We start from the raw sequence: 23222 nt of genomic DNA, 5'->3' as shown, positions 1-23222 counted from the left end.
CGGATGAGCAGCGCGGTGACTCCCGCCCGGGCCGACGCGACCGGCGGCGACGCGGTCCACGGCGACGCGACCCACGGCGGCGCGGTCCCCGGGGACGCGGTCCGGGCCGGTGCGGACGAGGCGGTGCGGTCCGTGGCCGACCGGCTGGCCGCCTCCGGCACCGACCGCCCGGGGCCCTACCTGATCGGCGTGCGCCACCACGCGCCGTCCCTCAGCGCGGTCGTCCCCGCGCTGCTCGACGCCGCCCGGCCCGAGGCGGTGCTGGTCGAACTGCCCGCAGAGTTCCAGCCCTGGCTGGACTGGCTGGCCGACGAGGCGACCGAGGCGCCGGTCGCCCTGGCGGCCGCGCCGGCCGCCCCGTCCGGCGCCCAGGAGGCGGCCGGGCCCGCCTTCTACCCCTTCGCCGACTTCTCCCCGGAACTCGCCGCCCTGCGGTGGGCCCGGCGCAACGGCGTCCAGGCCATCGCCTGCGACCTCCCGCTCGCCCACCGCCCGGCCCGCGCCGGAGCGGGCCGGGCGGCCGGCGAGGAGACCGCCGGCACCCCGGGCACGCCCGGCACGCCCGGCACCCCGGGCGTCGCCGAGGCGCTGCGCCACCGCCTCACCGGCCGGGAATCCGACGAGGACCTCTGGGACCGGCTGGTCGAGACGGCCGCCCCGGGTTCCACCCCGGAGGCCGTCCGCCGCGCCGCCCTCCTGGTCGGCTGGGCACTGCGCCACGACGCCGAGAGCGGCCCCGGCGTCGACCCGTACGACCTGCGCCGGGAGGCCTGGATGCGCGCCCGCATCAGGGCCGCCGCGGCCGACGGGCGCCGGATCGCCGCCGTGGTCGGCGCCTTCCACGCGCCCGCCCTGCTCGACGGCCCCGTCGCGGCCGAAGAGCCGCCGCACCCGGACGACCCCGGCCACGTCCTCTCCCTGATCCCGTACACCTACCCGTTGCTCGACGCCCGCTCCGGCTACCCGGCGGGCATCCGCGACCCGGAGTGGCAGCACACCGTCCTCGACGCCGGCGGCGACCCCGACCGGCTCGCCGAGGCGCTCACCACCACCGCCGTCCGGATCTGTGCCGCGCTCCGGGCCCAGGACCACCCCAGCGGCCCGGCCGACGCCCGCGAGATCGTCCGGCTGGCCGGCGACCTCGCCCGGCTGCGCGGCCACGCCGCCCCCGGCCGAGGCGAACTGGTCGAGGCGGTGCAGACCGTCCTCGCCCAGGGCGAACCCCTCGGCCGGGGCCGGGCCGTCGCCCGCGCCCTCGAACAGGTCCTGATCGGCACCCGCACCGGCCGCCCCACCCCCGCCGCCCCGCGCAGCGGACTCGCGCCCGCCGTCGAGGCCCTCCTCGCCGACCTCGGCCTCCCCGGCCCCGCCGACCCAGGCCCGCGCGAGCTGCGCCTCGACCCGCTGCGCGGCGCCCTGGACCGCCGCCGGGAGGTCCTGCTCCACCGCCTCGGCGCCTGCGACGTCCCGTACGCCGACCCCGTCCCCACCACCGGCGCCGGCGGCACCGAGACCGTCGGCACCCGCTGGCGCCTCCACTGGACGCCCGCCACCGCCGCCATGCTCACCGTCGCCGGCACCCGCGGCGTCACCCCCGCCCAGGCCGCCGAAGGCGCCCTGCGGGCCCACCTCACCGGCGACCCCACCCCGCGCGAGACCATCGACGGCCTCACCGCCGCCGCCTCCTGCGCCCTCCCCGCCCTCACCGAGACCCGCCTCACCCAGCTCACCACCACCCTCCCGGCCTCCGCCACCCTTCCGGAGCTCCTCGACGCGCTCTCCCTCCTCGACCGCCTCACCGCCGGCCACTTCCCCGGCCGCACCCCTACGGGGGAGCCCACCGCGACGGTGCCGGACGCCCCGGCGGCGGTGGAGGTCCTGACGGTCGCCGCGGTCCGGCAGCTGGAGGGCCTGGGCGGGTCGGACGATCCGCAGGACGCCCGGGCGCTGGTGGAGCTGGTACGGCGGGCGGACCGGCTGGGCGGGGTGCGGCTGGGGTACGTCCTGGCCGGGCTCGCCGAGCGGGGGAGTCCGTTGGTGCGCGGCGCGGCCGGGGCGGTGCGGGTCCTGCTCGGACAGGAGCCCGCCGGGGTGCTGGGCGGTCGGGCCGCCTCCTGGGTGGACGGCGCGACCGGCCCGGAGGCGCGGCAGGCGCTCGGACGGGCGCTGGTCGGGCTGCTGACGGCGGCGGAGGGCTTGTTCGACTCCGCCCCGGAGGCACTGGAACCGCTGCTGGAACGCGTCACCGCGCTGCCGGACGCCGCGTTCCTGGACCGGCTGCCCGCGCTGCGCGGCGGCTTCGACACCCTGAGCCCGGCCGCCCGCGACCGGCTGCTGGTCCTGGTCGAGGAACGCCTGGGCACCCGGCTCACGGCCCTGCCGGAGGAGACCGCCCCCGCCGTGGTCGCCGGCTGGGTGCGGGCGGACCTCGCCGCCCGCACCGCGCTGGCCCGGCGCGGCCTGCTGCCCCCGACACCGCAGGACGCGCCGCCCGGGCCGACCCCGCCGGCCGCCCCGACCTCGCCGCCCGCCCCGGCACTGCCGACCGGGCCCGGGCCGGCCGACCCGGCCCGCCACGCCCTCGCCCCGGCCGAGCGCTGGCGGCTGCTCCTCGGCCGCCCCGGCACCGGCGGCCTGAGCGGCCGCGGCGCCCGGCTCGCCGCCGCCCTGGACGAGTTGTACGGCAGCGGCCACGGCGAGGGCTCAGGCCCGGGCCTGGACAGCCGGGGCGGGCGCGGCGGCCGCGAGGCCCCCTACCCCGGGGTGCGGGAGTGGGCCGAGGAGCTGGAGTCGCTGTTCGGCCCGGGCCTTCGGGAGGAAGTACTCGCCGCGGCCGTCGCACAGGGCCGCACCGACGTCCTGGCGGCGGTGGATCCGTCCGCCGTCCGCCCGTCCGTCGACCTGCTGCGCACCGTGCTGGAGCACGCGGGCGGCCTGCCCGAGGCCCGGGTGGCGCGGCTGCGTCCGCTGGTGCGGCGCCTGGTGGAGGAGCTGACCCGCGAGCTGGCGACCAGGCTGCGCCCGGCCCTGACCGGGATCAGCGTGCCGCGCCCGTCCCGCCGCCCGGGCGGCGGGCTGGACCTGGACCGGACCATCCGGGCCAACCTCGCCACCGCCCGTCCCTCGCCGGAGGGCGGCACCCTGATCGTGCCCGAGCGGCCGGTGTTCCGGACGAGGGCCCGGCAGGCGAACGACTGGCGGCTGATCCTGGTCGTGGACGTCTCCGGCTCGATGGAGGCCTCCACGGTCTGGGCGGCGCTGACGGCCTCGATCCTGGCCGGGGTGCCCTCGCTGAGCACCCACTTCGTGGCGTTCTCCACCGAGGTCCTCGACCTGACGGAGCGGGTGGAGGATCCGCTCGGCCTGCTGCTGGAGGTGCGGGTGGGCGGCGGCACCAGCATCGCGAGCGGGCTGCGCTACGCGCGGCAGCTGGTGACGGTGCCGTCCCGCACGCTGGTCGCGGTGGTCAGCGACTTCGAGGAGGGCGGGCCGGTCGGCGGGCTGCTGGCCCAGACCCGCGCGCTGGTGGACTCCGGCGTGCACCTGCTCGGCTGCGCGGCGCTGGACGACACCGGGACGGCCCGCTATTCGAAGGCGGTCGCGGGCCGGCTGGTCGCGGCCGGCATGCCCGTGGCGGCACTGAGCCCGCTGGAACTGGCCCGCTGGGTGGGGGAGAAGGTGCGAGGAGCATGACGGTGCGGACGAACGTGTGGCCGGGCGTACGGCCCGAGGTGGTCGCCGAGGTGGTGGCGGGCCTGAGCGCCCGGCTGCAGAAGCGGCTGGACGGCGCGGCGGCGAAGCTGGCGGACCGTCCGGTGGCCCGCGAGGGCGACGAGTGGCGGGTGGAGGTGGACGAGGAGTCGGTGCTCGTCCTGCGCGCCCCGGGCGGGGTGGTCGCCGATCCGGCGGACGTCCGCTGCGGCTGCCTGCTCGCCCCGGCCTGTGTGCACCGGGCCGCCGCCGTCACCCTCTGCCCGCTCGCCGAGGCGGCGGGGCTCCCCGAGGAGGCGGCGACAGCGGCGGCGGCCGAGGGAGCGGGGACGGCCGCGCCCGAGGAAGCAGCCGCGTCGCCCGCGTCACCCGGGGGATCGGCGCCGGACTCCCTCACCGCACCCGAACTCGACGCCGCCCGGCACCTCCACCGGGCCGCGGCAGCCGTACTCGCCGCCGGGGTGAGCGGTGCGGGAGCCGTCTCCCAGGCCGAGCTCCTGCGCGCGGCGCACCGGGCCCGGCTCGCGGGCCTGTACCGTCCGGCCGCGGCGGCCGTCGCCGTCGTGACGCGGGTCCGGGCCGCCCGGTCCGGAGCACCCGACCACCGGTTGGCGGACCTGGTGGCCGGACTGCGCGAGCTGCTCGGCCTCACCACCGCCCTGACGGCGGGCCCCGGCGCCGGCGCCGGCTCGCTCGCCGAGCTGCGCGGCACCGCGCGCCAGACCTACCGGGACGAGGGCGGCCTGCGGCTGCACGGGCTGTTCGCGGAGCCGGTGCTGACGGCCACCCACGCGGGCGCGGTCAGCTGGGCGGTGGACGCCGACGGGCGGCTCAGCACGATCGCCGAGGTCATGCCGCACGAGGACGCGGCGGCGGCCGCCCCGCAGGCGGTCGGGGCGGGCAACCGGACGGTCCGGTTGGGCGACGCCGCGCTCAGCCACCGCGAGTTCAGCCGCGCCGGGCTGGCGGTGCAGGGCGCGACCCGGTCCGCCGCCGGCCGGCTGGGGGCCGGTGCCGGCGTCCGCGCCGTCCGGGCGACGGGCTCGGCGTGGACGGCGCCGCCGGCGGCCCGGCTCTGGGCCGAGCCGCCGGCCGCCCAGGTGGCCCGGGCGCTCGCGGCACAGGACGTGCCGTACGAGAGCCGGCCGGCCGGGAGCGATCTGCTGTTCCTGGACGTCACCCTGCTGGGCACGGCCCCCACCGGTCCGGGCGGGGCGCCGCAGCTGTCGGCCCGCTGCGCGGGAGGCGGTCCGGTGATCGCCCTGCGGGCGGCGCACGAGCACCCGGGGCTGCCGTTCCGGGCGAACCTGGCGCTGCTCGCCACCGCGCCCGGCCTGCGGCTGCGGGTGATCGGCCGCCTGGAGCGCGCGGACCGGCCCGAGCTGCGCCTGCTCGCCATCGGCGCGTCCCCGGAGGCCCCCGACCCGCTGGCCCTCCCCGCCGACCGGGCCGGCCGGGTCAACCTCGGCCTCGAACGCCTCCAGACCGCCGACCTCGCGACCCCGGCGGCACCGGCGACCCCGGCGGCCCCGGCGGCCCCGGCGGCCCCGCCCGGAACGCAGCCCGGAGCACTGACCGGACCGGACGCCGTGGCTTCCGGCGCCCCCGGGCCGTACGGTCCACCCGTCCATGTGCTCGGCCGCCGGGTGGAGCAGACGGTCACCACCGGGCGGCACGCCCTCGCGCCGGGCGAGTCCACGGCAGCGGCCGACCGGGGCCTGCTGCGGGCCGCCGGGCTGTCCACCGCCGCCGAACTCCTCGACGGGCTGCGGGCCGCCGCGGCCGGCCAACGGCGCGACGTGTTCGGCCGGGTCGTCGCGGACGACCACGACGCCTTCGCCACCGCCTGGCTGGCGGCCGCCTGGTACACCGAGGAGCTGGCTGCCGCGCTCTGCTCGGCTGCCTGGACCGGGGAGGGGTGATCCATAAGTCGAACTATTTGCAGGGACCGGTAATACGCGCCGACTGGCATACTTGTGGGAAGGGGACACGAACACGCAGGGCAGCGGAAAGGACGGCGCGCCATGGGGATCCGCGACGACGCGGCCGAGGTCCGGGCCAGTGGCTGGCGCACGCTCGCCGCGCTGCACGGGATGATCGACGCCGCGCTGGAGAAGGCACTCCAGGCCGAGTGCAAGCTCTCGGTGGTCGAGTACACGGTGCTGGACGCGCTGTCGCGCCAGGACGGCTGGCACATGCGGATGCAGCAGCTGGCCCGCGCGGCGGCGCTGAGCAGCAGCGCGACCACCCGGCTGGTGAGCCGTCTGGAGGACCGGGGCCTGCTGGGCCGCTACCTCTGCGCGGACGACCGGCGCGGCATCTACACCGAGCTGACCCCGGAGGGGCGCGACCTGCTGACGGCGGCCCGCCCGGTGCACGACGCGGTGCTGGAGGCGACCCTGGCGCAGGCCACCGAGGTCCCCGAGCTGGCCCCGCTGGTCGGCTCGCTCGCCGGGCTCGACCCGGCCCGCGCCTGACCGGGGACGCCCACGGAGCCTGCGGCACCCGCGGTGCCCGCAGGCGGCCCCGGCCGTAACAGCGCCCAGGGCGGCGTCAGAGCCGCGCGGCAGGCCGCACCGCAGGCCGCGTCAGAGTCGCACCCGGGCGGCACGGAAAGCCGCACCGCAGGCCGTGCCCGTCCCGCCCGGGACCGTCCTCACCGCCGCCCGGCGGCCAGGGCGTGCTGGTGCACCCGGTCGAGCAGGGCGAGCAGCAGGTCCTTGCTGGACGCCCGCTCCCGGACGTCGCAGAGCACGACCGGGACCTCCGGGCCGAGGTCGAGGGCGCGGCGCACTTCCTCGGGGCTGGCCTCGCGGCGGCCGTGGAAGCAGTTGACGCCGATCGCGAACGGGATGCCGCGCTGCTCGAAGAAGTCCACGGCGGCGAAGCTGGATTCGAGCCGCCGGGTGTCGGCGAGGATGATCGCCCCGAGGGCCCCGAGCGCGAGGTCGTCCCACATGAACCAGAACCGGAACTGTCCGGGCGTGCCGAACAGGTAGAGCACCAGGTCCTCGCGGACGGTGATCCGCCCGAAGTCCATGGCCACCGTGGTGGTGGACTTGCCCTGGATGCCTTCGAGGCTGTCGACCCCGATGCTGGCGCGGGTCATCCGTTCCTCGGTCTGCAGCGGTTCGATCTCGCTGACCGAGCCGACCATGGTGGTCTTCCCGACGCCGAAGCCGCCGGCGACGAGGATCTTGACCGCGCCCGGCACCAGGCTCTTGGTCGTCAATTCGGGTCTCCTGAAAGGGAACTGGGAGAGCGGGAGGTCGGTCGGAACGGTGGTGTCCCGGTGCGGGCGGGCCCGCCGGTCAGAGCCGGCGGACGCCCTCGATCACGGCCCGGATGAGTGAGATGTCCGGTGCCTCGGCGAGCTGCACCGGGGCGCGGGTGAGGATCAGCCGGGCCTCGGCCAGGTCGTCCAGCAGCACCTTGACCACGCTGACCGGCAGGTCGAGCGTGGCCGCGATCTCGGCCACGGCCAGCGGGCGTTCGCGGCAGAGGTCGATGATCGCGGCCGGTTCGGGCGTGAGCCGGCTGGTGTCGGTGCGCGGGTCGGCGGTGACCACCAGGGTGATCAGCGCGAAGCCGTCACGGACCGGGCCGGTGCGCCCGTTGGTGATCGCGTAAGGGCGGACCAGGTGGCCGGCGTCCTTGTCGTAGAACCAGCCCTCGTCGGCGTCGGCGGTGGTCACGCACCGCCACCCGCGCCGACCTGGCCGGCATCGCTGCGCGGCGCCGCGGTGAGGTACTGGCCGACCTGCTTGACCAGCATGTTGATCTCGTACGCCATCAGTCCGGCGTCCACCTGCTCGCTGGTCAGGACGGCGAGCCGGGCGCCCTGCCCGGCGGTGGTGACGAACAGGAACAGCTGGTCCATCTCGACCACGGTCTGCCGGACCCGGCCGCCGTTGAAGCGGTGCCCGACGCCGCGGGCCAGGCTCTGAAGACCGGAGGCGACGGCGGACAGGTGCTCGGCGTCGGCCCGGTCGAGGCCCTGGTCCATGCCGACCAGCAGGCCGTCCTCGGAGAGGACGATGGCGTGCCGGGTCTCGGGTACCCGCGCGACCAGCTGGTCCAGCAGCCAGTTGAGATCGCGCTGGGCTTCGGTGTGCTGCGTCATCACTGCTGTTCCTTGGCTTCCTGAGCGGCGGAGGCTTCCTGAGCGGCGGAAGGTGCGGCCGGGGTGCGGGGGGTGGCGGGTGCGGCCGGAGCCGCGGTGCCCGGTTCGGTGGCGGCCGCGCGGGCGGTCCGGGTGCCGCGCTGGATGGCGGCCATCGTGGCGCGGGAGCGCTGCGGTGACGGGTCCTCGGGGGCGATGTCCGCGTCGGCGCCGCCGTACCGGGGCGGGAGCGGCGCGGCCGGGGCCGCCGGGACGGTCGGACCGGTGGGGGCGGCCGGGGCGACCGGCCCGGTACGGCCGACGGGCGGCGGCACCAGGGCGGCGGGCGCGTGGGCCTCGCGGAGCTGCTCGGCGAGACTGGCGTTGCGGACCCGCTGCGGCAGGACCCGCGGGGTGCGCAGTTCGCCGTCCGGGCCGTGCTCCACGGCGTCCTCCTGCGGGCGGTCGTGGGTGGGCGCCGAGCGGTCGGCGGGGACGCCATCGAAGGGCGCCTCGGCCGGCTCGGCTGGCTCGGCCGACGTAGCGCCCACCGGAGTGCCCACCGCAGCGCCGACCGTTCCGCCGGGGCCGCCCGCGACACCCGGGCCGTCGGTCGGCCCGTCCGCCGGGGCGCCGTCCGAGAGGCCGTACCGGCGCGGCAGCACGGGCCGGGGGACGACCACCGCACCGGGCAGGCCGGGGATCCCGGCACCGACGGGCAGGCCCCCGTTGGCGGGCGCGGCGGAACCGTCCTCCGCCGGAGCGTCGCCGACGAGGCCGCCACCCACGGGACCGCCCAAGGGACCGCCCCCGAGACCGCCCACGGAACCGTCCGTGAACCCGTCCACGAGGACGCCGTGCGCCGGCAGGCCGTGCCCGGGGCCGGGCACCGGCAGTTCACCAGCGGTCAGGCCGCCGTGGCCGGAACCGTCACCGAGCCCGCCCCCGTATCCGTCGCCGAGCCCGGAGGGCGTCCGGGGCACGACCGTCCCGGCCCCACCCGGGGCACCCCCGGCCGCCGGGAACGCCGGGAACGCCGGGAACGCCGGGAAGTCCGACAGCCCGGGCAGCTCCGGTACCTCCGACAGGGGCCCCGACAGCGGCTCCGACGGTGCCGGGGCCGCGGGCCCCGCCGTCCCGTCGCCCAGCAGCCCGCCGAGCACTCCGGCCAGCGCGCCGGACAGCTCCTGGTCGACCTCCCCGAGGTCCCCGTTCGCCGTCGGCCGGACGTCCGGCACCGGGGTCCGGGTGACCCGTGCGCCGGACGGCAGCCCGGGCACCGAGGCCGGCTGCTCGGCCTGCTCCAGCAGGGCCGAGGGCACCAGCACCACGGCCCGGGTGCCGCCGTAGGGCGAGGGCCGCAGGGTGACCTGGATGTCGTGCCGGGCGGCGAGCCGCGCGACGACGAACAGGCCGAGCCGCAGGTCGTCGCCGAGTGCGGAGACGTCCAGTTCGGGCGGGTTGCCGAGGTACTCGTTGAGCCGCTCGTACTCCTCCTCGCTCATGCCGAGGCCGCGGTCCTCGACCTCGACGGCCAGGCCCTTGGGCACCTCCTGCGCGGAGACCTGGACCTGGGTGTACGGCGGGGAGAAGGTGGTGCCGTTCTCGATCAGTTCGGCGACGAGGTGGATGACGTCGGCGACGGCCTGTCCGCTGAGGGAGGCGCGCGGCACGCCCTGGACGACGACGCGGGCGTAGTTCTCGGTCTCGGAGACGGCGCTGCGCAGCACGTTGACCATGGGGACGGCGTTGCGCCAGCGGCGGGCGGGCAGCGCGCCGCCGAGGATGACCAGGTTCTCGGCGTTGCGCCGCATCCGGGTGGCCAGGTGGTCGACCGCGAACAGTTCGCGCAGCAGCTCGGGTTCCTCGTGCTCGCGCTCCAGCGCGTCGAGCATGCTGATCTGCCGGTGGATCAGGATCTGGGTGCGGCGGGCGATGTTGAGGAAGACCTTCTTGGTCCCCTCGCGGCCCTGGGCCTGGTGGACGATGGCGGCGACGGCGGCCTGGCGGACGGCGGCGAGGCCGTCGGCGGTCTGCTGGACCTCGTCGCCGATCCGGCGGGACGGCGCCCAGGCGGGCGGGGTGGGCACCGGCTCCCCGGCGCGCAGCCGCCCGACGACCTCGGGGATCTCCTGCTGGGCGAGCGAGAGGGTGTCGGCGCGCAGTCCGGAGAGGCGGCCGGACAGGGTCCGGGCGGTCCGGATGCCGCGGATCAGGCTGAACAGCAGGACCACGGCGACGACGGCGGTGCCGGTGATCAGCGCGGTCCGGTCGGCGGTGTCGCGCAGCAGGTACGCGGCGTAGCCCCAGGCGGCGGCGAGGCCGAGGCTGGGGACCAGCACGAGGGCGAGGAGCGAGCTGCGGAGGGAGCCGGACCGGCCGGCGCGGTGGCCCGTGTGGGGGGCCGATATGCCTGGCATCTGATTCCTTGGTGCAGGGCCGAGTTGCAGGCCTGGTCTCGGGGTCCGAACGGCGGGTCGGCCCGTGCGGCCCGGGCGGGCTTCGGGCGCCGGGGCCGGGGTTGCCGGAGTCGGTGACGCGGTGTCACCGTCCGGGCTGGGTGCATCCACGGCCGCCGACGGCAGGAAACCTATCAGTCCCAGGTGCCCTCATCGCAACATCAACTGACGATATGTGAACGGCTGATGGCTCCGGCGCGCTTCCGCGGCAGGGGCTTCCGGCGGCGGATCGCAGCAGTTCAGCGTCCTCGGTGCGACATGCGGACGGCTCTCCGGGAGGAGGCGGCGCGCTTCCCGGAGAGCCGTCAGGAACAGGTCAAGCGGTGCTGCGTCGAAGGGCCGTCGTCCCCTCGCTGTCCCCCCCATGTCGCCCCCCGTCGGCCCTGGCCCTGGCCCCGGCTCCGGCCCCGGCCCTGGCCGCGGCTCCATCGCCCGGCCCGGCCGACCGGCCGCCCGGACCGGCCGGGGTCAGCCCGCCAGCGGTATGGGGATCACCTGTCCGCCCCGCTCGTCCCGCTCCTCGTCCTCCACCTGGTTGAGCTCGGTCCAGGCCCAACTGGCCAGGTCGGACAGCTCCACCGACCACTGCTTGCCGTACGTGCCCGAGGCGACCTGCCCGAGGCGCAGCCGCTGGACGTCCGAGGTGCCGGCCGGGGCGAAGATGTGGGTGGCGTCGCGCAGGTAGCGCACGATGTGGAACTCCTCCTGGGTGCCGCGGGCGGCCAGGATCTCCATCGCGCTGCGGGCCGAGTCCATCGCGTACTCGGTGTTGATCAGCTTGGCGTTCATCAGCTCGGCGTCGCAGGCCTGGCCTCGGTCGAGCAGGTAGGAGGCGTGGTAGGCGGCGAGCTTGGCGGTCATCAGCCGGGACTGCATCTCGCCCAGCTTCAGCGCGACGCTGTTCAGCTGGTTGAGCGGCTTCCCGTACAGGACCCGCTCCTCGGCGTAGCGCACGACGTCCTCGACGATCGCGACGTGGATGCCGAGCGCGACGGCGCCCAGGTTGAGGCGGCCGTAGAGGGTGGAGGAGGAGTAGGCGACGTCGAGGCCCTGGCCCTCCTGGGCGAGCCGGTTGCGGACCGGGATGCGGCAGTCCTCGAAGACCAGCTCGCCGAAGCTGAAGCCGTGCAGTCCGCCCTGGGTGCCGATCTCGCCGGTGCGGAAGCCCGGGCGGTCGCTCTCCACGAGGAACGCGGACAGGCCCCGGCTGCCCTCGCCGGTGCGGAAGACCGCGCCGTGGACGTCGCCGATGTGCGAGTTGCCGACGAACCACTTGCGGCCGTTCAGCACGTACTCGTCGCCCTCGCGGCGGGCGGTGCCGGCCATGCCGAGGACGTGGCCGCCGGACTCCGGCTCGGTGACCGCGATGGTCGGCAGGGACTCGCCGGAGGCGAACTTCGGCAGCCACTTGCGCCGCTGGGCGTCCGAGCCGAAGTGGAGGACCTTGGCGACGCCGAGCTGGGAGGCCTGCGCCATGGCGCCCATCGCGCCGCTGACCCGGGCCAGTTCCTCCACGATGACGGTCTTGGCGAGGTGGCCGAGCCCGAGGCCGCCGAACTCCTTGGGGATGGTCACACCGATCCAGCCCCGACGCGCGATCTCCCGCGAGATTTCGAACTCGACCTTCCGGTCGGCCTCCATTCTCGCCACCTGGGGACGTACCTCCTTCTCCGCGAACTCACGGACCTCCGCTCGGAGGCTCTCGTGTCGTTCGTCGGTGAAGTAGTCCATCGCCATGCTCTGGTCCTCTCGTTTCAGCCGGTGTCGTGCCTCCGTTCGCGCCGTCGACGCCGCTCCGGCCGCTCCCAGGGAGATCGGTGGGGGTGTGGAGGTGTGGCGGCCGATCGCTCCAATGCCATCGGTGCATGCGGGCTCCGGGGCGGTTCCCCTGGGCGGGGAATACCGTCCGTGTCTTCGGCAGGGCTCATTGTCATATGTGAATACCCCCTTCACACATAGTTGATCTTGGATTGGCGGGAATCGGTTCGTCCTTGTTGTCCAGGGGTTTCACCCCCCGTCAGCTGGGAAACGATCTTCCCCCTCCTCGCGCCCCGGCTGAGCGGCCGTTCACATGCGCCTTTGACTGTTCATCAGCAAGGGGAGTGACCGGTACCGGTAGCACCGAAGGGCCCGGATGTCTGATTACATGTGCGCCATGACTGATGTGATGAGCACTCAAGGCCAGTTCCCGGGTGCCGCCGGGGACTCCGAACGGACCCGCAGGCTGCGCAGCCTGGGTCTCAACGAACCGTCCGCGGACGAGGCGTTCGATCGCTTCGCGCACCTGGCAGCCAGTATCACCCGCGCCCCCATCGCGATGGTCAACTTCATCAACGACGAGCGCCAGATGTTCCGGGGGCTCTACATTCCGCCAAACTCGAACGACGTCGCGGTCGAAGAAGGCGCTTCGTGGGCGGACCGGGGCATCGCCTTCGACCTCCCGACCCGGCAGATGCCGATGAGCCACGGCTTCTGCCCGCACGTGGTCGCCCAGCGTTCGCCCCTCGCGCTGGACGACATCCTCGCCTACCCCCGGTTCGCCGGTAACCCGGTCGTGGACGAACTCGGCGTCCGGGCCTACCTCGGCGCCCCGCTCGTCGACGACACCAACACCGTCATCGGCACCGTCTGCGTCCTCGACCGGGAACCCCGGCAGTGGGGGCGCGAGCGACTGCGCGACATCCAGCACCTCGCCGAGGCGCTGCTCTCCGAGATCCGGCTGCGCGACAACCTGCTCGCCCAGCAGCAGGAGATGTTCGCGGCCTTCGACGGCTCCCCGTTCCCCATCATGCTCACCGACGGCCCCGGCCAGGAGATCCGCTACGCCAACGCCCAGCACGCCGACACCTTCGGCGCCCCGGTGGCGTACGGCTCGATCGGGCAGGCCTACCCGCAACTCGGCGCGGCCGGCCTCCAGCAGGCCGTCTCCGAGGCGTACCACACCGGCCGCACCACCGCACTGAACGAGGTCCGGGTGCAGTCGACCCGGCTCGAAGCCCAGCGCATCCAGCAGATCTTCAGCTTCACCTGCACCCCGCTGCGGACCGCGCGCACCGGCCAGGTCAACGGTGTCCTCACCGTCGGCATGGACGTCACCGCGCAGTCCCGCACGGAGGAGGAGCTCGGCACGCTGGCCGCGCTGCTGGTCGACCGGCTCCAGCAGAACGGCACCGCGACCGCGACCGGCCGCCCGGGCATCCCCGGCGGGTCCGGGCTCGTCCTGCCGAGCTGAACCGCCCACCGGCCGTCCGTGCCCGGCACGGCGGCTCCCGTCCGTACCACCCGCACGACCCGCACTGCCCGCACTGCCCGCACTGCCCGCACGACCCGAACTGCCCGTCCCGTCCGCCCCGTCCTCACGACCCGTACGACGCGCACGACCCGTATGACCCGTATGACCCGCACTGCCCGTCCCACCCGCACGACCCGGACCATGTGTACCGCCCACCACCGTGGCGGGGCGCCTCTCACCCCCGAGGAGAGGCTCCCCGCCACAGTGCCGTCCGGGACCGGCCGGACGGACCGCGCCGCCGAGCGGGGAGCCGCCCGCCGCCCGGACCGACCGCGCCGAGCGGGTGAACCGGCCGCCGCCCGCGCTGCGGCCGGGCCCGCCCGCAGACCGCCGGTGGTAGGCATGGGCCGCATGGACTGGTTCGCCGCCCCCGACCTCTGGCTGAGCCGGGTGCTCGTCCAACGCCTGCTCGCCGCCCTCTACCTGATCGGGTTCCTCGCCGCCGCCGCGCAGTTCCGCGCCCTCATCGGCGAGGACGGCATGCTGCCGGTGCCCCGCTTCACCGCCCGCGTCACGTTCCGCCAGGCCCCCGGCCTCTTCCACCTCCACTACAGCGACCGCTTCTTCGCCGCCGTCGCCCGGAGCGGGGCCGTCCTCGCGGCCGCCGTCACCGCGGGCCTGGGCGACGCCGTCCCGCTCTGGGCGTCGGTCCTGCTCTGGGCGGTGCTCTGGGTCCTCTACCTCTCCATCGTCAACGTCGGGCAGACCTGGTACTCCTTCGGCTGGGAGTCCCTGCTGCTCGAAGCCGGCTTCCTCGCCGCCTTCCTGGGCAACGCCGACACCGCCCCGCCCACCCTGGTCCTCTGGCTGATGCGTTGGCTGGCCTTCCGGGTCGAGTTCGGCGCCGGACTGATCAAACTGCGCGGCGACCGCTGCTGGCGCGACCTGACCTGCCTGCGCTACCACCACGAGACCCAGCCGATGCCCGGCCCGCTCAGCTGGTTCTTCCACCACCTGCCCGACCCGCTGCACCGGATCGAGGTCGCCGCCAACCATCTCGTCCAACTCGTCGTACCGGTCGGCCTGCTGCTGCCGCAGCCGATCGCGAGCTACGCCGCCTGCGCCGTCATCGCCACCCAGCTGTGGCTGATCGCCTCCGGCAACTTCGCCTGGCTCAACTGGCTCACCGTCGCCCTCGCCCTCGCCGCCGTCGAACCGGCCCGCCTCGGCCTGGCCGTCCACACCCGGCGCTACCCCGGCGCCCCGGTCTGGTACGAGGCACTGGTGATCGCGCTGACCGCGGCCGTCCTCGTCCTCAGCTACTGGCCGGTGCGCAACATGGTCTCCCGCGGCCAGGCCATGAACCGCTCCTTCAACCGGATCCACCTCGTCAACACGTACGGCGCCTTCGGCAGCGTCAACCGCCTCCGCCAGGAGGTCGTGGTCGAGGGCACCGACGAGGAGGTCCTCACCCCGGGGACGGTCTGGCGCGAGTACGGCTTCAAGGGCAAACCCGGCGACGTGCGCCGCCTCCCGCGCCAGTACGCCCCCTACCACCTGCGGCTGGACTGGCTGATGTGGTTCGCCGGCATCTCGCCCGGCTACGCCCGCCCCTGGTTCCTGCCCTTCGTCGCCCGCCTGCTCAGCGGCGACCGGGCCACGCTGCGCCTGCTGCGCCACAACCCCTTTCCGGACGCCCCGCCTACCCACGTCCGGGCGACCCTCTACCTCTACCGGTTCACCGATTGGCGCGAACTGCGCCAAACCGGCGCGTGGTGGCACCGCACGGCGCTTCACGAGTACCTCGCGCCGGTCGACCTCTCCGCCCTCCGCCGGGCCGGGTACCGGCCGCCGCTCGGCCGACCGCCCCGCGGCACCCGCGTCATCCCGCCGGACCGGCTCCGGCGCACCGGCCCCGGCCCCGTCCGGCACCCCGGCCCGAGCGATGGCCGCCGTCCCCGTCCGAGCACCGGTGAGCAGCCGGAGCACCCGTCCGGAGCAGCGCCGGACCACCCGGGCGGGTCCCCCGAGTAGCGGCCAGGTGGGCGGTATGGGATACGACACCGGCCCGTCGGGGCGGTGGGTGCGTGCAAGGCTCGAACGGGCACCCGTATTCTGGGCCTCCACAACCGGCGGCCCTCCCGCGCGCCCCCTCGCCCCGCCCCAGGGGCAACCCCGCGCAACCGGTCCGCCGCCCCCTCGCCGCCCGCCCCGCCGCCGTCGCCCAGAACCGGACCTCACATGACAGTGCTTCACTCGCGCAACGCCGACGCAGCCGACCCGGCGGACGTCGCCGACGCCGCAGACGTCAAGGACCCCCAGGACGCCGCCACGGAGCCCGACCTCCGCGAAGACCTCGGCCGCTACGCCGAACTCGGGGCCTTCACACTCACCGCCGAAACCCACGCTTGGTACGCGGCCGTCGACACCGTCGCCACCCCGGAGGACGCCCGCGCCGCCTCCACCGCCCTCGCCGAGCTGCGCGGCCGGGACCTCCAGCAGACCTGGGAAGCCGTCACCGCCCTGGCCGTCGAGGTCAAGCTGGACGAGCCGGACACCGTCGCCAAGACCGCGCTCCTGGTCGAGCTGCTCCAGCGGGTGCACCGCACCTCCGCCACCCTCCTCACCGCCGCGTACGACGCCGACCTCGACGCCCTCGCCGCCGCCACCGCCGACAGCGCCTGGCGCCGAGAGAACGGGGTCAAGCTCTCCTGGCTGCGCGGCCGCTCGCTGCGCAAGCAGGCCACCGCCCTCGCCACCGACCGCCGCGTCCGCCGCGAGGACCTGCACGAGGCCCTCGCCTCCGCCGAGATCGAGCGCCGCGCCTGGGCCGCCCTCACCACGGCCGGCACCCTCCCGTCCGCACCCGCCGACGGCGCCCTGGTCGGGCGCACCGCCCAGGCCTTCGAGGCGATCAACACCGGGCTGCGCGAGCTCGGCCGCCTGCTGCCCGACCACGACCTGGACGGGCTGCCGTTCGCCGAGCTGATCGACCTGGTCGAGCGGCTCGCGGCCGACGAGGGCACCCTCTACCGGCTCCCCACCATCCGCGGCCTGCGCGCAGGCCTTCAGGAGGCCGGGCTCGGCGACCTGCTCACCGAACTCGCCGCTGCCAAGGCCGACCGCCGCGCCGCCGAGGCCGCGTACTCGGCCCGCCAGGCGCTGGCGGCCGGTCAGCGGGACGGGCTGGCGGAGCAGACCGTCGCTGAGGAGACGACTGCCGAGGAGTCGGCGGTCGAGGAGACGGAGGTCCGGGAGCAGGGCGCTGCGGAGCCGGGCGCCGACGGTGCGGACGCCGAAGGCACGGACGCCGACGGAGCGGTCGTCGCGGTTGAGGCCGACGCCGAAGCCCTCGCGCTCCAGGCACTGGCCGGCGGGCAGCGGGACGGGCTCGCGGAGGAGGTCCCGGTCTCGGTGCCGGCTCCTGCCGAGCAGGCCGACGAGGCCGACAAGGCTGACGAGACCGCCGCCGTCGCGGAGGTCGAGACCGGGGTTGAGGCCGACGCCGACGCCGACGTAGACGTCGACGGTGCGTCGGGCTCGGACGCCGAGGCGGCTGCCGCTGACGTCGAGCCGGCCGTTGCCGAGGAGCCGGCGGAGGCGGAGGCCACGGCCGCCGTGGTCTCCCTCCCCGCTCCCTCCCCGGCCGCCGACGATCTGGTCGCCACCGCGACCGCTGCCCTGGCGGAGGCCGCTGCGGCGGACGAGGTCGCGGTGGAGGAGGCGCCCGAGGCGGCTGCCGTCGAGGTCGAGGAGTCCGCTCCCGAGGCCGAGGCCGCCGTGGCTGTGGTCGAGGCCGAGGTCGAGATCGCCGATGAGGAGCCTGCGGCCGAGGTGGCGACGGTCGAGGCCGTGGCTGCTGAGGAGACCGCTGACGCCGAGCCGGTGACCGAGGTCGAGGCCGAGGCTGTCACCGAGATCGAGACTGTCACCGAGGCCGAGGCTGTCGTCGAGGCGCCCGCCGAGCAGGAGCCCGCCGTCGAGGTGGCCCCGGCCGCCGACGAGGCTGCCGAAGCTGTCGACGCCGATCCGGTCGCCGGGGAGCCCGTTGTCGAGGAGCCCGTCGTCGAGGCGGACACCCTGGCTGCTGAGCCCGAGGCCGTCGTGGTGGAGGCGGAGGAGCCGGTTGTCGAGGCCGAGCCGGTCGTCGAGGAGCCTGTCGCCGAGGAGCCCGTCACCGAGGCTCCCGTCGCGGAGGAGCCCGCCACCGAGCCCGTCGCCGAGCCCGTCGTGGAGGCCGCCACCGAGGCCGAGGCCCCGGCCGTTCCCGTGAAGCCGGACTTCACGCCCGGTCGCCCCGTGACCGCCTACTCGGCCGATGAGCTGCTCGCCGTCGTGCGTTGGGTGGACGCCGACGGTGTCGAGCGGAGCGACGAGGAACTGCTGCGGGCGGCGATGAAGGAGTTGGGCTTCGCCCGCCTCGGCCCCCGGATCAAGGAGGCGCTGGGCGCCGCCGTCACCGCCGCGCGCGGCTGACCGGGGGTCCGCTGCCGAATCGACGGGGCCCGGGACGCACCACGCGTCCCGGGCCCCGTCGCGTTCGGCGGGAGGTGTCCGTCAGCCGGCCTTGTTCCACGGCTGGCTGGACATCAGCGCCTTCACGTTGGCGACGTACGCCGGGTTGGGGATGGCGAGGCTGCCGACGATCTCGCCCGTGGTGGGGTCGGTGACGGCGTTGTAGTGCACGTTGCCCGCGCCCGCGTTGTACGCGGAGATCACCAGGTCGAGCAGCGGTGTCTTGCCGGTGGCCGGGGCGGGGGAGAGGTCGTACGCGCCGCCGAAGGAGGAGTCGCCGTAGTAGGCGACGAGCCAGTCGAGCAGCTGGGTGCCGAGCTGGACGTTCCCGGCGAGGGTGTTGGCGTCCGAGGTGGTGCCGAACTTGCCGTTCATCCAGCTGATGGTGTTCGGCATGACCTGCATGGTGCCGATGCCGCCGTCGCAGGCGAGGATGCCGGACTGCCAGCCGCTCTCCTGCCAGGCGATCGCCTTGACCAGGTTGACGGGCAGTGGCGGCAGCTGGTCGGTGCCGCCGTTGCCGAGCCGGAGCGTCCGGGACTGGCCGGCGGCCGTGGTGAGCGCTGCGGCGACGGCCTCCTTGGGGTCGTCCGGCCGGGGCTTGCTGGGCGTGCAGCCGCTCTGCAGCGGCGGTACGTGCGGGGTCGGCGGTGCGGGCGGTGGCGGGGGCGCGACCGGTCCGGGCTTGGCGGTGGGCACCGGTGCGACGACGACGGGCTTGGCGACCGGCGGTTGGGTGGTCACTCCGGGCGGCAGGCCGCCGCCGGCCTTGGCGGCGGTGCCGGGCGGGGTGCTCGGCCCGGCCTTCGCGGTCTTGGCTGCGCCGGCGCTCGGGCTCGGGGAGGCGGTGGCGCCGGTCGGGGCGGTCGGGCTCGGAGCGGTGGGGCTCGGCGGGGTGCTCGCGGACTGGCTCGGGCTCGGCGTCCCGGTGGGAGAGGCGCTCGCGGCGACGGCGGTGCCGTCCGCTCCCGCGTCCTGGTGCCGGTCGGTGTGCTGGGTGCCGCAACCTGCCAGGACGGCGGTCGAGACGGCGGCGGCCGACACCAGGACCAGTGTCCGCCGGGTGGTACTCGCTCTCATCTGTGGTCCCCCCACGTGTTCACCGGTGGTCCCGGTGAGTGGCGGTCATCCTATGAGGCGTCCGCCGGGCCCTCGCCGGTCGGGTCGCCGGTCAGGTCGTGCGTCGGGTCGGGCATCGCGCCGCCGGGCGCGCCGCCGACCGGTCGGCCGATCGATCGCCGCAGGACCGCCGGTGCGGTGGCGAGGGACGGCCCGTACCAGGTCAGGTGGCGTCCGCTGACCAGCACGACCGGGGTGCCCGGGAACGCCTCCGGGCCGTCCTCGGCGGTGAATCGGTACGGTTCGTCCGGCAGGACCACCAACTCCGGTCGGCAGGCCAGCAGTTCGGGCAGCGGAACGGCGGGGTAGCGCTCGGGGTGGTCGGCGTGGACGAGCCGCAGGCCCAGCCGGCGCAGCAGGTCCCCGGCGAAGGTGTCGCGGCCGAGGACCATCCACGGCCGGCGCCAGATCGGCACGATCGCCCTCGGGCCGTCGCCCTCCGCGAGCCCCGTTCCGACGACCGGCGCCCAGGCGGCCTCCGCCTCGTCCAGCCACGCGGGGCGGGGAAGCCCGCAGGCGACGGTGAGCAGCCGGTCCAGTGAGCGGAAGGCGTCGTCCAGGGTGCGGATGTCGGTCACCCAGACCGGGACGCCGGCGGCCCGCAGCGCGTCCAGGTCGGGGCGCCGGTTCTCCTCGTCGTTGGCGACGACCAGGTCCGGGCCGAGTGCGAGGATGTGCGGGACGTCCGGGTTCTTGGTGCCGCCGATCCGGGTGACGGCCAGGTCGGCCGGATGGCTGCACCAGTCGGTGGCGCCGACCAGCAGTCCGGGTGCGGTGACGGCGAGCGCCTCGGTCAGTGAGGGCACCAGTGAGACGACCCGGCGGGGCGGGTGCGGCCCGAGCCGGACGGGGAGGTCGAGGTCGTCGCGCAGCACGGTGGGGTCGGCCATCCGGCCAGCCTACGTCCCGGCGCCGGAAGGCCGTTCGGGGACGGCGCAGGCCATCGGGCGGAGTTCCGGTGAATCAGCCGGGCCTGAAGGAGGCCCGCCGTCCGAACCTGCCGGGCCCGCTGTGCGAATCCGGCGGGAACCCGCCGCCCGGCCCGTCCGACTACCTGGTCCGGGTCCGCAGCACGGGCCCGAGCACGCACCACCGACCAGGAGAATTGTCATGCGCCCTCGCGTTGTCTGCGGAATCGCGGCCGCCGTCGCCCTGTTCGCCACGGCCTGCGGAAGCGGTGGCGGGGGTGGACAGGGTGCCGTCACCGCCCAGGCCGCCCCGGCCGGCGCCTACCCGGTCACGGTCGCCGACTGCGCGGGCAAGGAGACCGTCATCGCCAAGGCGCCCGCGAAGATCGTCACCAGCAACGCGTCGAGCCTGGAGATGCTGCTCCGCCTCGGCGCCGGCGACCGGGTGATCGGCACCGGCTTCCCGCCCGGCAAGGGCACCCTGCCGGCCGACCTCGCCGAACAGGGCGCCAAGGTGCCGGTGCTCGGGGAGAAGGCCATCGCCAAGGAGAAGCTGCTCGGCTCCGGCGCCGACCTGTACGTCGACACCTTCGGTGCGATGCCGATGATGGGCGGCGGCGCGACCGGGCCGAGCGAGGAGGAGTACGCGGCGGCCGGCATCCAGCACGTGTACCTGCTCTCCACCGCCTGCGCCGGGACGCCGAAGGCCGCGAAGGCGCCGCGCACCGACTTCGCCGGGGTCGAGGAGGACATCCGCCGGCTGGGCGCCGTCACCGGGACCGCCGCCCGTGCGGAGGAACTGGTCGCCGGCATGGAGAAGCAGGTCGGCGAGGTCCGCACCGCGCTCGCGGGCGTCCCGCAGGAGCAGCGGCCCGGCTACTTCGTCTTCGACTTCGACGCCGGGACCAAGCAGCCGGTGGCGGTCTGCGGCCGGCAGGTCGCCAACGCCGTGATCACCCAGGCGGGTGCGCGCAACGTGTTCGCCGACTGCGACGCCGACTTCAAGCCCGGCTCCTGGGAGGACGTCGTCGCCAAGAACCCGGACTGGATCCAGCTCGCCGTCCGCAACCGGGGCAGCGAGGAGGCCACCCGCAAGGCCTTCGACGACGCCGAGGCGTTCCTGAGGAGCTTCCCGGCGACCCAGGGCCTGAAGGCCGTCCAGGAGGGGCACTTCGTCCGGCTCGGCTCCGAGGTGACCACGATCGCGGGTGTGCGCAACGCCGACGCCGTCCGGCAGATCGCCGCGACCGTCCACCCCGACCTCGTCAAGAACGGTCAGTAGAAGGTGACTTCGGCCGCTCACACCGAGACTGCCGACGCCCGCCGCCCGGTCCGCACGCTGCGGACCGGGCCGCTGGCGGCCGTCCTCGTGGCCGCCCTGGTGCTCGCGCTGACCGCAGCCGTCTCGTTCGGCTCGGTGGACATCCCGGTCGGGGAGGTCTGGTCGGTGGTCGCCCGCCGCCTCACCGGGCGGGCCGCCGAACCCGGCACCCGCGACCTCATCGTCTGGCAACTGCGCTTCCCGCGCGCCCTGTTGGCGGCCGTGGTGGGAGCCGGCCTCGGCCTGGTCGGCACCGCCGTACAGGCCCTGGTCCGCAATCCGCTCGCCGACCCGTACCTGCTCGGCATCTCCTCCGGCGCCTCGCTCGGCGCGGTCGCCGCGATCGTCCTCGGCACCGCGTTCGGGCTCCGGCTCTCCTTCGGCAGCGCGCTCGGCCTCACCGTCTCCCTGGCGGCGTTCGCCGGCGCGCTTGCCGCGTTCTCGCTGGTCTGGCTGATGGCCCGGCGCGGCGGCGGCTTCTCCCCGCTGCGGCTGGTCCTCGCGGGCATCGCCATCGCCCAGTTCCTGGGCGGCATCACCAGCTACCTCGTCCTGCAGACCAGCGACGAACAGCAGACCCGGGGCGTGCTGTTCTGGCTCATGGGCAGCCTCGGCGGCGCGGTCTGGGCTCAACTGGCCGTCCCCGCCGTTGCCGTGGCGCTCGGACTGGCCCTGCTCCAGGCCCGCGCCCGGGGGCTCAACGCGATGCTGATGGGCGACGAGACGGCCGCCGGCCTCGGGGTGGACGTCACCCGGCTGCGCCGGGAGGTCTTCGTCGTCACCAGCGTGCTCACCGGGGTTCTGGTTGCCGTCTCCGGCGCGATCGGCTTCGTCGGCCTCATGGTGCCGCACGTGTGCCGGCTGCTCGTCGGTGGCGACCACCGGCGCCTGCTGCCGCTGTCCGCGCTCACCGGGGCCCTGCTGCTGGTGGTCGTCGACACCGTGGCCCGCACCGCCCTGGACGGCCAGGAACTGCCGATCGGCGTGGTCACCGCCGTCCTCGGCGCCCCCACCCTGCTCTACCTGCTGGACCGACGTCTGGAGCGCAGTTGAGGATCGCCGTCGAAGACCTGAGCGTCACCCTGGCCGGGCGGACCGTGCTCGCCGGGGTCCACCTGGTCGCCGAGGAGGGGGAGATCGCCGGACTGGTCGGGCCCAACGGGAGCGGCAAGTCCAGCCTGCTTCGCACCGTCTACCGGCACCTCCGGCCGAGTGCCGGACGGGTGCTGCTGGCCGGCCGGGACCTGGCGGCGCTGCGGCCCGCGCAGTCCGCCCGGCACATCGGCGCACTGCCCCAGGAGCGCGGCGGGGACTTCGAGTTGAGCGTCCGCGAGGTCGTCGCGATGGGCCGCACCCCGTACAAGCGGGCCTTCGCCGCCGACGACGCCGAGGACCACCGGATCACCGCCGAGGCGCTCGTCCGGGTGGGCATGGCCGAGGCCGCCGACCGCGGCTTCGCCCGGCTGTCCGGCGGCGAACGGCAACGGGTGCTGCTGGCCCGCGCGCTCGCACAGCAGCCGGACGTCCTGGTGCTGGACGAGCCGACCAACCACCTGGACGTCCGGCACCAGGTCGAACTCCTCGCCCTGCTCCGCGAGCAGCGCCGCACCACCCTGGTCGCCCTGCACGACCTCAACGCCGCCGCCTCGGTCTGCGACCGGCTGCACGTCCTGCACCGCGGCGCCCTGGTCGCCTCCGGGACACCGCGCGAGGTGCTGACCGCCGAACTGCTGGCGGAGGTCTTCGGGGTCCGGGCGGCGGTGGTCGAGCACCCGCTCACCGGCGACCCGCTGATCGCCTTCGACCACCGCACCCCGGCCGCCGACGGGGTGGCCGCCGCCGCAGGACGGTAGGC

General features: G+C 75.6%; 16 protein-coding genes. 9 read left to right on the top strand and 7 right to left on the bottom strand.

The annotated features are described in order from the left end of the window. The first annotated feature begins 3 nt into the window (after positions 1 to 3). The 3 genes from ACFQ6N_RS07880 (at position 4) to ACFQ6N_RS07870 (ending at position 6188) form a co-directional block, all read left to right on the top strand. Positions 4 to 3693, top strand: coding sequence for a DUF5682 family protein (locus tag ACFQ6N_RS07880; RefSeq protein WP_380647652.1), 3690 nt, complete (start codon positions 4 to 6; stop codon positions 3691 to 3693). Then, a complete protein-coding gene (locus ACFQ6N_RS07875; protein ID WP_380647651.1) occupies positions 3690 to 5633 on the top strand; it encodes a hypothetical protein in 1944 nt (647 codons plus the stop codon). The genes ACFQ6N_RS07880 and ACFQ6N_RS07875 overlap by 4 nt, the downstream gene beginning before the upstream one ends. 102 nt (positions 5634 to 5735) lie before the next feature. After that, complete coding sequence (locus ACFQ6N_RS07870) at positions 5736 to 6188, top strand: MarR family winged helix-turn-helix transcriptional regulator (RefSeq protein WP_380647650.1); 453 nt, start codon at positions 5736 to 5738, stop codon at positions 6186 to 6188. Between the two features lie 179 nt (positions 6189 to 6367). On the opposite strand, the gene ACFQ6N_RS07865 is transcribed toward ACFQ6N_RS07870, so the two are convergent. The 5 genes from ACFQ6N_RS07865 to ACFQ6N_RS07845 form a co-directional block, all read right to left on the bottom strand. After that, positions 6368 to 6943, bottom strand: a complete 576-nt coding sequence (locus tag ACFQ6N_RS07865) for an ATP/GTP-binding protein (protein ID WP_380647649.1) — start codon at positions 6941 to 6943, stop codon at positions 6368 to 6370. 79 nt (positions 6944 to 7022) lie between these two features. Then, positions 7023 to 7406: a DUF742 domain-containing protein gene (locus tag ACFQ6N_RS07860; protein ID WP_380647647.1), complete on the bottom strand. Its 384-nt coding sequence runs from the start codon at positions 7404 to 7406 to the stop codon at positions 7023 to 7025. Further along, positions 7403 to 7834 carry a roadblock/LC7 domain-containing protein gene (locus ACFQ6N_RS07855; RefSeq protein WP_380647646.1) on the bottom strand — a complete coding sequence of 144 codons (432 nt, stop codon included), beginning with the start codon at positions 7832 to 7834 and terminating at the stop codon, positions 7403 to 7405. Before ACFQ6N_RS07855 ends, ACFQ6N_RS07860 begins: the two co-directional genes overlap by 4 nt. Further along, positions 7834 to 10233 (bottom strand): sensor histidine kinase, encoded by a 2400-nt coding sequence (locus ACFQ6N_RS07850; protein WP_380647645.1) that lies wholly within the window; start codon positions 10231 to 10233, stop codon positions 7834 to 7836. Before ACFQ6N_RS07850 ends, ACFQ6N_RS07855 begins: the two co-directional genes overlap by 1 nt. A 507-nt stretch (positions 10234 to 10740) precedes the next feature. Further along, complete coding sequence (locus tag ACFQ6N_RS07845; protein WP_380647644.1) at positions 10741 to 12009, bottom strand: acyl-CoA dehydrogenase family protein; 1269 nt, start codon at positions 12007 to 12009, stop codon at positions 10741 to 10743. 418 nt (positions 12010 to 12427) lie between these two features. On the opposite strand from ACFQ6N_RS07845, the gene ACFQ6N_RS07840 reads away from it, so the two are divergent. The 3 genes from ACFQ6N_RS07840 to ACFQ6N_RS07830 all read left to right on the top strand — a co-directional run bounded on the left by ACFQ6N_RS07840 (position 12428) and on the right by ACFQ6N_RS07830 (position 17980). After that, a complete protein-coding gene (locus tag ACFQ6N_RS07840; protein WP_380647643.1) occupies positions 12428 to 13504 on the top strand; it encodes a GAF domain-containing protein in 1077 nt (358 codons plus the stop codon). A 411-nt stretch (positions 13505 to 13915) separates the two neighbouring features. After that, on the top strand, positions 13916 to 15538 hold the full coding sequence (locus ACFQ6N_RS07835; RefSeq protein WP_380647642.1) for a lipase maturation factor family protein: 1623 nt from the start codon (positions 13916 to 13918) through the stop codon (positions 15536 to 15538). Between the two features lie 207 nt (positions 15539 to 15745). Next, a complete protein-coding gene (locus ACFQ6N_RS07830; RefSeq protein ID WP_380647641.1) occupies positions 15746 to 17980 on the top strand; it encodes a hypothetical protein in 2235 nt (744 codons plus the stop codon). An 81-nt stretch (positions 17981 to 18061) separates the two neighbouring features. Here the strand turns inward: ACFQ6N_RS07830 and ACFQ6N_RS07825 are convergent, their stop codons facing one another. Continuing rightward, on the bottom strand, positions 18062 to 19099 hold the full coding sequence (locus ACFQ6N_RS07825) for a transglycosylase SLT domain-containing protein (RefSeq protein ID WP_380647640.1): 1038 nt from the start codon (positions 19097 to 19099) through the stop codon (positions 18062 to 18064). Between the two features lie 50 nt (positions 19100 to 19149). Beyond that, positions 19150 to 20028 (bottom strand): helical backbone metal receptor, encoded by an 879-nt coding sequence (locus tag ACFQ6N_RS07820; protein ID WP_380647639.1) that lies wholly within the window; start codon positions 20026 to 20028, stop codon positions 19150 to 19152. Positions 20029 to 20248: 220 nt separating this feature from the next. Here ACFQ6N_RS07820 and ACFQ6N_RS07815 point away from each other — a divergent pair, with 220 nt between their 5' ends. From ACFQ6N_RS07815 to ACFQ6N_RS07805, 3 genes are read left to right on the top strand one after another with little or no spacing between them, the layout of a single operon-like run. After that, on the top strand, positions 20249 to 21328 hold the full coding sequence (locus ACFQ6N_RS07815) for an ABC transporter substrate-binding protein (protein WP_380647638.1): 1080 nt from the start codon (positions 20249 to 20251) through the stop codon (positions 21326 to 21328). Positions 21329 to 21331: 3 nt separating this feature from the next. Continuing rightward, positions 21332 to 22420 (top strand): FecCD family ABC transporter permease, encoded by a 1089-nt coding sequence (locus ACFQ6N_RS07810; RefSeq protein ID WP_380647637.1) that lies wholly within the window; start codon positions 21332 to 21334, stop codon positions 22418 to 22420. Then, positions 22417 to 23220 carry an ABC transporter ATP-binding protein gene (locus ACFQ6N_RS07805; protein ID WP_380647636.1) on the top strand — a complete coding sequence of 268 codons (804 nt, stop codon included), beginning with the start codon at positions 22417 to 22419 and terminating at the stop codon, positions 23218 to 23220. Before ACFQ6N_RS07810 ends, ACFQ6N_RS07805 begins: the two co-directional genes overlap by 4 nt. The last annotated feature ends 2 nt before the right edge of the window (positions 23221 to 23222 follow it).

The organism is Kitasatospora sp. NPDC056446 (assembly GCF_042796115.1).
In the GTDB taxonomy this organism is placed as follows: Bacteria; Actinomycetota; Actinomycetes; order Streptomycetales; family Streptomycetaceae; genus Kitasatospora.
The sequence above is the reverse complement of the archived record's forward strand: the minus strand, read 5'-3'. Positions and strand labels throughout refer to the sequence as shown.